Genomic DNA, 10675 nt, shown 5'->3' with positions numbered 1-10675 from the left:
CTTACTCAATTCATGGGCTTAAGAAAAATCAATACCATCGGACTACAACAAGCCAACAAGGTGATGCACCTCTCAGCCATAGCTTATAATCTGAAGAAGTATCTAAAATTCACTCAAAAACGGGCAAAAAGTGGAGCAAAAGCTCTACGATCATTAGTATCAGAAATAAAAGTACTGCAATACGTAATCCACTCTAATTTAAGCCCTCTAAATTTAACGTAAAACCAACTCTGATAAAAAGACAAAAGCCCTGAAAAGAGCTTAAAATGACTTGTTTTTTGGATTTTTATTGGCTTGTGCAACGGTTACCATTGTGAGCATAAGTACCGGCTACTTCGGTTCCTCCTCCATCTTTAACATATTCAGCTAATTTTTGCCAGTTTACAGCGGCAATAAAATCTTTATCGTTTTGTGAAGCATTTACCTCTTGCATTGTATGTGCTTCTTCTGTATTATAAGACGTAAAGAAGAACCAACCATGAGACTTGTCACGGCCAGGGTGAGCTAAGTCATAGTTGAAACCTGGCATATTCAATTGAAACTCGAGGTTCATTCGCCCTGAGTCTTGATCGATCGAAATAAAACTCAAAGGACCTTTAAACTCGCCTTTCATTTCGTCAATGGGCATATCTTTCTGCGGATTTGGAACTGCAAAACGAGTTCCCGCTACAATATACTCTGTGTTTTCAGTGACAAAGGAAGACGCATGATTACCAGCAGAATTAGGGATTTCAATGATTTCTTCGGTTTCGAAAGTGGTTAAACTTATCCTTGCAATACGCGGTGTGTTATTTTCGTTGATAAACACCCAACGTCCATCTAATTCTCCATTGGTTTGAGAAATATCAGGATGGTGAGCATCACCCCAAGGTATGAATCCATAAGAAGTATTGAGCATGGCTTTGGTCTCTTCAGAATACCCGTAACCATTGGTTGGAAATTGAGAAAACACAGGGATTTCCTTAAACATTCTACCACTAGGTAAGCCATAAACGGTGAGGTTACCTGAATAACCTCCGGATAGAAAAGCATAAAACTCGTCATGCTCCCCAGGGGCAATATATACCTGTTCGGCATGAGATGAAGCCATAGCTCCAGCAGAATCTTCTTTTGAATTGTTACCACAGCCTATAAGCAGTAATCCTGCACTAAGACCTAGTAATAGTTTTTGAATTGTTTTCATTGTTTTGATTTTAAGAATTAGTTATTTGGTAATAAAACGTTATCAATAATGTGTACCCACCCATTGCTTACATGGATGGAAGCCATAATCTTGGCATCACCTATGTAAAGATCTTCACCTTTTTTAGTCACCTCCAAATAAGAGCCATCCGCCATATAAAGCTTCCTGTCTTTCTCTATATTTTTTTCCAGAGTTTTGACCGGGTAGTTGCTCGGTGCAACGTGGTGGACTAAAATGTTAGCCAGCTTAGATTTGTTTTCAGGCTTGAATAAATCTTCCAAAGTGGCTTTGTCTAGTTTGTCAAAAGCCGCATTAGTAGGTGCGAAAATTGTCAGGGGTCCAACATTAACCAAAGCATTTTCAACTCCTGCAGCCTGGACAGCTGTAACCAAAGTGGTGTGGTCTTCAGAACCCATAGCCAGTTGAAGTGCGTTTGGATCTCCATCATTATCTTCAATAAAAGCCTGTCCTTTATTGGAAGCGGAAGTTTCGGTTAAGTCTGTTGTATCATCTGTGGACTGGCCTGAACCCTTAGATTTATCTGAAGAGTTGCATGCTAATAAGCATGCTAACACGAGTACAGAAGCCAACGTTTTGATTGTGAATTGAATGTTCATAAGGTTAGATTTTAGGGGGAGGATTAATTATTCTTGTCATATTTTCTGAAATATTCCAGAATAGCCCGGGCATCTTCTCTCGACACGTTTTGATTGGCCATAACGGCCATATTGTTTTCAATCAGCAAGCGTTTAGCAATCGGGTCTTTTTTAATCATTTCTTCAGGATTCAAAATCATGTTCATGATCCATTCCGGTGTTCTGCGATCAGTCACATTAACCAGTGAGGGGCCTACAAATTTCTTGTCCATTTTATGACAAGCGGTACACAAATTGCCAAAGACTTCTTTGCCCCGGTTCGCAAGACTTTGATCTATGCCTTCCTCGATATCAATAGATTTGACAGGGCCGATTCCCAAATTGGCCATATCCTCTTCTGCTGTAGTTTCAGCGGATGATGAGGATTTAGGTTCAGCTTTTTTTTCTGTTTGAGATTGCTGACCAACTTTTATGGGGTCTTTTTCTTTCTTTTCTCCATTTCCACCACAAGCCATGAGTAAACCTAGAAGGACAAGGGATGAGATTTTAATAAGTGATTTCATGTTTTTCTGATTTTAAATACCTCACCAAAAGTAAAAATTAAGAAATGTTTAATATATGATTGAAGTCATATGGCTCAGGCCAATCTTTCTACAGTTTTAGTATAAGTTATTGATAATCAGGTATATAAATTGAAAAGTCAAAATAACTGATTTTTATCATGTTTTGATGAAAGATTTTGATGAAATCAGATGAGTCTCATCCTAAGTTGAAGTTTTTCCTGCTGTCCATTGCAAAAGTCTGCTCCTCAAAACCTTGAAAAGTGGTCTTATCAGGTTTTCTTAAGTAAATACTGCTTCATTTTTGGCCTAAGCCTTATAGAAATTGAATAGCATTCTAAATGCTTTTAGCTATTGAAATCGCCTTAAATTTTTGTTCAAATCCACATGGCATTATTATTGGTATTAACTTATTGCTAATACATAGACGAATTCGTTTTTTTTTGATCCTTAAGCTTAAAAAGTTATTTATCTTTTTAATGCTATGATATCTCTCACCTTTAAAAAAACGAATGATGAAACCCAAAAAATATCTAGGTAAAAACCTTAATAGAAAGAAAACCTTATTTTTTCAAATGGGCCTAATAGTGACGCTTGTCTGTATTTTGATCTTAGTGGAATGGAAAACTGAAGCCCGAACTACTCCTGATCAAGAGACCATGATTTATCTCCTTTTGGATGATGAAGAAATGCCAGTAGTAAAGATTCCAGAGGAAAAACTCAATCCTATTCCAGAATCAAAGCCAGACACAGAAGATTTTAGTAGTGATGAAGATGAGCCGGAAGTTCAGGAAAAACTACCTGAGCCTGAGGACCAAGTCTCAACACCAGTCTTCTTAGATCTCGATGAAATCGATAAAATTAAGGATGAACCCATCAAAGAAATGCCCTTTGAATTTATAGAGGACGTTCCTATTTTTCCTGGCTGTGAGCAATACCAAGATAACGAGCGGAGAAAATCCTGCATGAGCGAACAGCTCGAAAGATTTATCAACAAGGAATTTGATACAGGTTTGGCTTCAGACCTTGGATTATCAGGAGTGAATAGGATATATACTTCCTTCAAAATAAAAGCTAATGGTGAAGCAGAGTTTATAAACGCCAGAGCGCCTCACCCTAAACTTATAGAAGAAAGTCGACGAGTGATCGAAAAACTCCCCAGGATGAAACCGGGCAGGCAACGCGGGAATCCAATTGATGTTATTTTTGCACTGCCCATTACCTTTAAAGTTTCTAATTAAATCTTAGCATAGACAAAGCGCCCAGATCATTTTCGGGCGTTTTTGATTTTATTCAGGATTACTTTTCTCCAGAAGATTTATGGGTATCCTCATTGTTTTCTCTTTCTAAGCGGTTAATTCTTCAGATTCCTGTCGTGTGGAGAAACTGATTTCTAAAACAAAAACCCCCTAAAACCTACAGGTGTTAGGGGGTTGATTATGGGGGGAACTATGCTCTATATATCGTCAAAACTTATATTGGTAAAGGCTGCAGCGCTTGTTTTGGCTACCGGTTCGGTTTGAGTGGAGTGCTCAGAGTCCGCTTCAGAAGGTTTTGTAAAGTCTTTTTGGTGACGATCGCTTATGACTTCCTCGCCTTTGTTATCGATGATAAAGTTGGTGGTTTCATCCAAGGCTTCCTTGAAGTTTTCGAAATCTTCTTTGTACAGGTAAATCTTATGTTTTCTGTAAAAAAAAGACCCATCATCGTTGGTGAATTTTTTACTCTCAGTTATCGTTAGATAATAATCGTCTGCTTTGGTAGATCTAACATCAAAAAAGTAAGTTCTTCTTCCTGCTCTTATTACTTTCGAGAAAATGTCTTCGTTCTTCATCGGTCCTTGGTCACTCATAATACGTTTGTTAAATAAGATTAATATAAGGTTTGTTCAAAAGTCTTAAAAAAAATTAAAAATGCAAATAAATTTTCAATTTTCTTTTTCCGAAAGTTGTTTTTGATACAGGTCCCTATAGTAACCCTCCTGGGCGATAAGTTCGCTATGCGTGCCTTCTTCTTTAATTTTGCCTTCATCCAGTATGATGATATGATCTGCATTTTTGGCTGAAGAGGCGCGGTGACTGACAACGACCGAGGTTTTGTTGTTGGAGATTTTGTTCAGTTTACTGAATATTTCTTCTTCTGTTTCAGTATCTACTGCAGACAGGCAATCGTCGAACAACACGATTTGTGGATCTTTTATGATGGCCCTGGCTATGGAAACCCGTTGTTTCTGACCCCCGGAGAGGGTTATGCCTCGCTCTCCTAAAATGGTATCGTAGCCTTTGCTAAATTCAATGATGTTTTTATGAACAGCAGCATTTTTTGCTGCATTGATGATATCTTCTTCGGTAGCATCTGCTTTGCCAAACTTTATATTGTCTCGTATAGAACTGCTGAAAAGAAAAGCATCCTGGGGTACGTAGCCTAGTTGTTGTCTTAAGCCATCCAGATTATAACTTTCAATAGGTTTTCCGTCGATTAAAATTTCACCTTCGTCCACATCATATAAGCGTCCTATCAATTCTAAAATGGTAGATTTTCCAGATCCTGTTTTACCCATGACGGCCAGAGTTTCTCCTTTCTTCACTTTGAAAGAAATATTCTTTAAGGCTACAATATTGGTGTCTTCATAAGTGAAACTGACATTTTTGAATTCGATTTCACCCCTGATGGATTCAGAAGAATTTGGCGACTTATTTTTGACATTTGGGGTTTCACTCAAAAACTCATTGATGCGTTCTTGTGAGGCTTCAGCCCTTTGTACCATGGATGTAATCCAGCCTACAGAGGCTACCGGCCAGGTTAGCATGTTCACGTAAAGCAAAAATTCCACAATAACGCCTACGCTTTCTATTTTGCCATCGATATACTGCATTCCACCAAAGTAAATTACAAACAGGTTACTAAAACCGATCAGTAAAATCATGAGTGGAAAAAAAAAGGCTTCAACTTTCACCAGGCTGATATTTTTCTCCTTACTTTGATTGGATAATTCCACAAAATCTGAATTGAAACGGCCTAGAATCCCGTAGGATTTAATCACTGCAATTCCGCTAAAACTTTCCTGAGTATAGGTGTTGAGTCGGGAAAGAAACTGCTGTATTTCTGCACTTCTTTTGTTGATGGCGACGCTCAGTTTATAAATAGCAAACGAAAGTATAGGAAAGGGAACCAGGGTATATAGGGTAAGCTTGGGGGCGGCCTCAACCATAAAATAAATCACGACAACAAAAAGCGTGAGCGTTTGTACACCGTACATCAAGGCTGGACCTACATACATTCTAACTTTGGAAACATCCTCAGAAATCCGGTTCATCAAGTCACCCGTCCTGTTTCTTTTATAAAAATCCAGGGACAAATTCTGATATTGGGCATAGACCTCATTTTTTAAATCGTATTCAATGTATCTGGAGACTACTATAAAGGTTTGCCGCATCAGGAAGGTTAGGATGGCTGAAGCTAAAGCTGCGCCGATGATAAGGCCTATATTGATGAGTAATTCTTCTTTGACTTCTGCGACACTGGTTACTTCACCATTAACATACTTTTCTATGGCAGTGGTGGAGTCGCTAATAAGCTGGGGAGTGAAAACAGAAAACACCCGTGCACCTATGGTGATGATAAATCCAAGAAGTAATCTGCCTCTGTACTTGTATAAGTATTTATTTAGACTAAGAAGAGCCTTCATCCACGTTTCTTTTTGAAGTTGCAAATGTAATCAAAAGACTGAATAGCCCTTTGATATAACAAAAGTTTAAATATCTAAACCATGTGAATTAGGGCTTAATCCATTTTGTTTTTAAAAAAATCAAAATAGGCTTCTAACTCTTCTTTTTAATATTATTTTTGCGCTAAATTTCTATAACCTACTCATGTTAACAAGAAGACATATTCGTGCAAAAGTGATGCAATCTTTGTATGCTTTCCATCAGGGCAGTAAAGACTCTATGCAGGCTGAAGAGAAATTCCTGAAAAAGAGCACAGAAGATATGTATAATCTGTTTTTGCTCAATTTGGAGCTTATGGTTAGCATCAGAAGTCAAGCCGAGGAGTATTACAAGATTGTAAAGAAAAAATTCCTGGCTACAGAAGAGGAAAAAAATCCCAATACAAAATTCATCAACAACCAACTTCTACGCAGAATTGGAAACAGCAATGCGCTGAGTGAACTTATTGAGAATAAAAAATTAAATCACTGGTCGAGAGATGATGAATACCCGATTTTAATTTGGAACAAAATCCTGGAATCCGACCTCTACGCGGATTATATTTTCACGGAAACGACGAGTTATAAGGAAGACAAAGACTTTGTTGTGGATGTTTTCAAAATGATTATTGCTCCCAATGACGATTTATATGATTATTACGAAGATCATAACTTAACCTGGATAGATGATTTCCCTATTGTAAATACAACTCTTTTAAAGTTTCTTCAGAAACAAAAAGAAAGCGATGAGGTCTTAAAGATACCACGATTGTATAAAAATGTAGAAGACGAAAATTTTGCCAGAGAATTATTTACAAAAACACTTCTTGCGGATGAGCAGTTTTCTGAAATCACCAGAAACAAAACACCCAATTGGGATCAGGACAGGATTGCAGAAATCGACAGCATTCTCATAAAAATGGCTTTGTGTGAATTTTTAAAATTTCCTTCCATTCCTGTGAGAGTTACTATAAACGAATACTTGGAACTTGCCAAAGAATATAGCACCCCCAAGAGCAGTACATTTATAAATGGTGTTTTGGATACAGTCTCCAGGGAATACCAATCCAATGGAAAAATTAATAAAGTAGGCAGAGGGTTAATGTAATTGACCAAATTGTCATATTTTTGAATTTAAATTAAAAATATTTACTCATGAAAAAATTAATGTTAGCTCTGGTTGCCTTAGCAACAGTGTCATTCTCAGCTTGTAATAATAAGGCTGCCGACAAAGTAGACGAATCCAAAAAAGAAATGGCAGATCAACGTGATGCAAAAGCAGAAGTGTTTCCAGTGATGGAATTTGATGAAGCGATGCATGATTTCGGTACTGTAGAGGAAGGTGAAGTTGTAGAACATACGTTTGTCTTTACCAACACAGGTGATGCTCCGCTTATCGTTTCTGATGCCAATGCCAGTTGTGGATGTACAGTTCCTACTTGGACTGAGGGTGCCATTGCGCCAGGATAAAAAGGAGAGATGCTAGTGAAATTTAATACTAGAGGTAAGCCCAATCAACAAATGAAAGCGGTAAGAATTGTAGCTAACACAGAGTCTGGAAGAGAAACTATCAGAATAAAGGCTTTTGTGAATCCGCAAAATAGTAATGCTGGTTCTCCAGTTACACAATAATTTATGGATCAAATAGGAAGTTTATTACCGTTAGTTTTAATATTTGTGGTGCTTTATTTTTTTATGATAAGGCCTCAAATGAAAAAACAGAAAAAAGAAAAGAATTTTATAGAATCCATTAAGCGCGGAGATAAAGTAGTTACCAAAAGCGGTTTACACGGGAAAGTCGCAGACATGAGTGAAAAACTTGACGCTGTGATCCTAGAGACAGGCGCCGGGAAAATGACTTTTGATAAGTCCTCTTTATCCTATGAGCTCACCGAAAAAGTAAATGCTCCGGCAAAAGAAACCAAGCCAGAAAAAAAATAATGATTTTTGAAGGTGATATGATTATAAAGCTATCGGTAAACGATAGCTTTTTTGTTTAAATTTGATCGTATAAACTAATAAAACAACATGTCATTAACCTCATCTGCAATGTTGAAACTTGGAACCAAGGCTCCACATTTTGAACTCCCGGATTCTATATCCAGATCCGTTTATTCACTTGAACAACTCAAAGGCGAGAAAGGAACTGTGATTATGTTTATTTCCAACCACTGTCCTTATGTAAAACATGTGAACGAAGAAATTGTAAGACTTGCTAATGACTATAGGATATTGGGCTTTGGTTTTGTAGCTATTTCGAGTAATGATGTAAAGGCTTATCCACTGGATCATCCGGAGGAGATGTTTAAAGCGGCTAGACAACTCAACTATCCGTTTCCTTATTTGTATGATGAAACACAGGATGTAGCCAGAGCCTATCAGGCGACCTGTACTCCAGATTTCTTTGTGTTTGATGAGGCTTTGCAGTTGGTTTACAGAGGCCAGCTAGATGATTCTAGGCCCAAAAATGGCATACCCACCTCTGGCAGAAGTATAAGAGAAGCCCTGGATGCTTTAATGAATAACAGAGCGGTTTCCAGGCTTCAAAAACCGAGTATGGGCTGCAGTATTAAGTGGCGGACTTATTAAATAAGTCTTATAGGTTCTTAAATAAGATTAATTAAGATATAATTAAGTTCAATATTCCAACACAAAACCTAATTTTGTATAAAACATATAATTATGGCATTAGAAATAACAGATAAAGATTTTCAAGAAAAAGTTTTAGACAGCGATAAACCTGTTTTAGTCGACTTTTGGGCAGCCTGGTGTGGACCTTGTAGAATGGTAGGTCCAATTATAGATGAATTGAGCACCGAATATGAAGGTAAAGCCGTTATTGCTAAAATGGATGTCGATCAAAATCAAGAATTTGCAGCTAAGTTTGGCGTAAGAAATATACCTACGGTTCTTTTATTTAAAAATGGGGAACTGGTGAACCGTCAAGTTGGTGTCGCTCAAAAAGAAACTTACAAGGAAGCTATTGATAGTGTCCTGTAATATATTTTATAAAGAGAGTTAAATTTAGGGGCTTGGTTCAACACCAGGCCTTTTTTATGAGTGCTTATGATGGATATCCAGACCGTACTACGAGAATCTAAACTGACCAATCTTCCTCTGCTGGCCTCGCAGGTGGTCGAGGGCTTCATCTCAGGAATTCACAAAAGCCCGTTTCACGGCTATTCTTCCGAATTTGCCGAGCATAAGCTTTATAATACAGGAGAAAGCACCAGGCATATCGACTGGAAGCTTTATGCTAAAACCGACAAGCTCTACACTAAAAGGTTTGAAGAGGAAACCAACCTGAGGTGTCATTTCATCCTGGATCAGTCTGCGTCTATGTATTATCCTGAAGTTGCTTCACCTTCACTGACTCAGCTGGATAAGCTGAGTTTTTCAGCCCTGTCCATAGCGGCTATTATGCAGCTGCTCAACAAACAGCGCGATGCTGTGGGCTTGTCTGTTTACGATGAGGAGCTCAGGTTTCAGGCCACAGAAAAGGGGAGTGGCCTGCATTACAATAGGATTTACAATGAACTTGAAAACTGCATCAATACCCCCCAGCCACGTTTAAAAACCAATACCTATCAATTTCTGCATGAAATCGCTGAAAAGTTAAAACGACGTTCTCTTATTTTTCTTTTTACCGACCTGTTGCAGCCTGATGTGTCACGAGCCGATTTGTTTGAAGCTTTGAGACATCTTAAGTACAATAAGCATCAGGTCGTCCTGTTTCACACCTTGGATCATAAAACGGAAGTCAATTTTGAATTTGATGAAACACCCAAGCGTTTTTTTGATGTGGAGACCGGAGCTAAAATTGATTTACATACCCATCAGATTCAGAAAGAATACGTTGAAAAGATGTCAGAATTCATCCAGGAAGTGAAGCTGACCTGTGTTAAATACAGGATTAGGTATGTTGAAGCAGATATCCGGAAAAATTTTGAGAAAATATTATCGACTTACTTAGTTGAAAAACAGAAGCTAAAGTCTTAAGGTTTTTTTTGTTGAATTATTTTCTTCAAACATGTTTGTGTAATTAAAAATTGGGTTTATATTTGCACTCGCAATTAAGCAACGGTCTGGTAGTTCAGTTGGTTAGAATACCTGCCTGTCACGCAGGGGGTCGCGAGTTCGAGTCTCGTCCAGACCGCTTTAATTTCCACGAAAGTGAAAATTCTTTAAGAAGTTGTGTTGTGAATGTGTAACAGCATTCTTAGGTTTAGAAATGTAAACCGCTAGAAGTCTTTCCCAACAGGAAGGGCTTTTTTATTTGCACTAGTTTCTCTTCATTTTACATCCTTTAAAAGGGATCAAGACTAAAAGTTGTGTTTATGCAAATATCGTAGTGAGTCTATAAAGGAAAAATTCTACATTTTTAACACCTCTGAACTGTGCTCTAAAAGCTTTTATTTTGGCATTAAAGGATTCTGCTGATGCATTCGTGCTTCTGTTTATAAAGTAGTTCAGGATGGATCTATAATTGAGCGTTATTGTGTTTGCTATTGTATTGAAAGCTCTCAAGCCAGTATTTTCTACATCTTTATACCAATGTGCTAATTTTGTATAGGCTATTTCAATAGATGTTGCGGTATTGAATATGTTTCTGAGTCCTTGAACCAGATCG

General features: G+C 37.8%; 11 protein-coding genes, 1 tRNA gene and 3 pseudogenes. 9 read left to right on the top strand and 6 right to left on the bottom strand.

The annotated features are described in order from the left end of the window. Positions 1–222, top strand: a pseudogene (locus tag BLP81_RS13725) (IS1182 family transposase); the annotation flags it as partial. Positions 223–310: 88 nt separating this feature from the next. On the opposite strand, the pseudogene BLP81_RS13320 reads toward BLP81_RS13725, so the two are convergent. From BLP81_RS13320 to BLP81_RS13310, 3 genes and pseudogenes are all read right to left on the bottom strand, one after another. Further along, positions 311–1183, bottom strand: a pseudogene (locus BLP81_RS13320) (Sec-dependent nitrous-oxide reductase); the annotation flags it as partial. Between the two features lie 17 nt (positions 1184–1200). Then, on the bottom strand, positions 1201–1800 hold the full coding sequence (locus tag BLP81_RS13315; protein WP_093370435.1) for a fasciclin domain-containing protein: 600 nt from the start codon (positions 1798–1800) through the stop codon (positions 1201–1203). 23 nt (positions 1801–1823) lie between these two features. After that, positions 1824–2342 carry a c-type cytochrome gene (locus tag BLP81_RS13310; protein WP_093370430.1) on the bottom strand — a complete coding sequence of 173 codons (519 nt, stop codon included), beginning with the start codon at positions 2340–2342 and terminating at the stop codon, positions 1824–1826. Between the two features lie 512 nt (positions 2343–2854). Between BLP81_RS13310 and BLP81_RS13305 the strand changes: the two genes are divergently transcribed. Beyond that, entirely contained in the window at positions 2855–3580 is a 726-nt protein-coding gene (locus BLP81_RS13305; RefSeq protein WP_093370444.1) for an energy transducer TonB, read from the top strand. 215 nt (positions 3581–3795) lie between these two features. Here BLP81_RS13305 and BLP81_RS13300 read toward each other — a convergent pair whose 3' ends face one another. Both BLP81_RS13300 and BLP81_RS13295 read right to left on the bottom strand, forming a co-directional pair. Further along, positions 3796–4191: a PUR family DNA/RNA-binding protein gene (locus BLP81_RS13300; protein WP_093370425.1), complete on the bottom strand. Its 396-nt coding sequence runs from the start codon at positions 4189–4191 to the stop codon at positions 3796–3798. 75 nt (positions 4192–4266) lie between these two features. Next, positions 4267–6027, bottom strand: a complete 1761-nt coding sequence (locus BLP81_RS13295; protein ID WP_093370421.1) for an ABC transporter ATP-binding protein — start codon at positions 6025–6027, stop codon at positions 4267–4269. Between the two features lie 184 nt (positions 6028–6211). On the opposite strand from BLP81_RS13295, the gene nusB reads away from it, so the two are divergent. The 7 genes and pseudogenes from nusB to BLP81_RS13260 all read left to right on the top strand — a co-directional run bounded on the left by nusB (position 6212) and on the right by BLP81_RS13260 (position 10201). Next, positions 6212–7153 carry a transcription antitermination factor NusB gene (nusB, locus tag BLP81_RS13290; RefSeq protein WP_093370416.1) on the top strand — a complete coding sequence of 314 codons (942 nt, stop codon included), beginning with the start codon at positions 6212–6214 and terminating at the stop codon, positions 7151–7153. 47 nt (positions 7154–7200) lie between these two features. Continuing rightward, a pseudogene (locus tag BLP81_RS13285) lies at positions 7201–7677 on the top strand (DUF1573 domain-containing protein). A 3-nt stretch (positions 7678–7680) separates the two neighbouring features. Beyond that, on the top strand, positions 7681–7986 hold the full coding sequence (yajC, locus tag BLP81_RS13280; protein WP_093370411.1) for a preprotein translocase subunit YajC: 306 nt from the start codon (positions 7681–7683) through the stop codon (positions 7984–7986). A gap of 87 nt (positions 7987–8073) precedes the next feature. Further along, positions 8074–8634, top strand: a complete 561-nt coding sequence (locus tag BLP81_RS13275) for a thioredoxin family protein (RefSeq protein ID WP_093370407.1) — start codon at positions 8074–8076, stop codon at positions 8632–8634. 93 nt (positions 8635–8727) lie between these two features. Next, on the top strand, positions 8728–9045 hold the full coding sequence (trxA, locus tag BLP81_RS13270; protein WP_093370402.1) for a thioredoxin: 318 nt from the start codon (positions 8728–8730) through the stop codon (positions 9043–9045). 69 nt (positions 9046–9114) lie between these two features. Further along, a complete protein-coding gene (locus BLP81_RS13265; RefSeq protein ID WP_093370397.1) occupies positions 9115–10044 on the top strand; it encodes a DUF58 domain-containing protein in 930 nt (309 codons plus the stop codon). Between the two features lie 83 nt (positions 10045–10127). Further along, positions 10128–10201, top strand: a tRNA-Asp gene (locus BLP81_RS13260). A 179-nt stretch (positions 10202–10380) separates the two neighbouring features. Here BLP81_RS13260 and BLP81_RS13255 read toward each other — a convergent pair. Continuing rightward, the coding region (locus BLP81_RS13255) for a transposase (protein ID WP_245686479.1) at positions 10381–10675 on the bottom strand (295 nt) is incomplete at its 5' end.

Origin of the sequence: Psychroflexus sediminis (assembly GCF_900099815.1) — a bacterium.
GTDB classification, from domain to species: Bacteria; Bacteroidota; Bacteroidia; order Flavobacteriales; family Flavobacteriaceae; genus Psychroflexus; species Psychroflexus sediminis.
This window is presented reverse-complemented; position numbering and strand designations above follow the sequence as displayed.

Bases quoted from the DNA above. Each gene is read 5' to 3' on its own strand.
- BLP81_RS13275 (WP_093370407.1), top strand. From the start codon at position 8,074: ATGTCATTAACCTCATCTGCAATGTTGAAACTTGGAACCAAGGCTCCA.
- BLP81_RS13265 (WP_093370397.1), top strand. From the start codon at position 9,115: ATGGATATCCAGACCGTACTACGAGAATCTAAACTGACCAATCTTCCT.
- BLP81_RS13300 (WP_093370425.1), bottom strand. From the start codon at position 4,191: ATGAGTGACCAAGGACCGATGAAGAACGAAGACATTTTCTCGAAAGTA.
- trxA (WP_093370402.1), top strand. From the start codon at position 8,728: ATGGCATTAGAAATAACAGATAAAGATTTTCAAGAAAAAGTTTTAGAC.
- BLP81_RS13310 (WP_093370430.1), bottom strand. From the start codon at position 2,342: ATGAAATCACTTATTAAAATCTCATCCCTTGTCCTTCTAGGTTTACTC.
- BLP81_RS13315 (WP_093370435.1), bottom strand. From the start codon at position 1,800: ATGAACATTCAATTCACAATCAAAACGTTGGCTTCTGTACTCGTGTTA.
- BLP81_RS13305 (WP_093370444.1), top strand. From the start codon at position 2,855: ATGAAACCCAAAAAATATCTAGGTAAAAACCTTAATAGAAAGAAAACC.
- yajC (WP_093370411.1), top strand. From the start codon at position 7,681: ATGGATCAAATAGGAAGTTTATTACCGTTAGTTTTAATATTTGTGGTG.
- nusB (WP_093370416.1), top strand. From the start codon at position 6,212: ATGTTAACAAGAAGACATATTCGTGCAAAAGTGATGCAATCTTTGTAT.
- BLP81_RS13295 (WP_093370421.1), bottom strand. From the start codon at position 6,027: ATGAAGGCTCTTCTTAGTCTAAATAAATACTTATACAAGTACAGAGGC.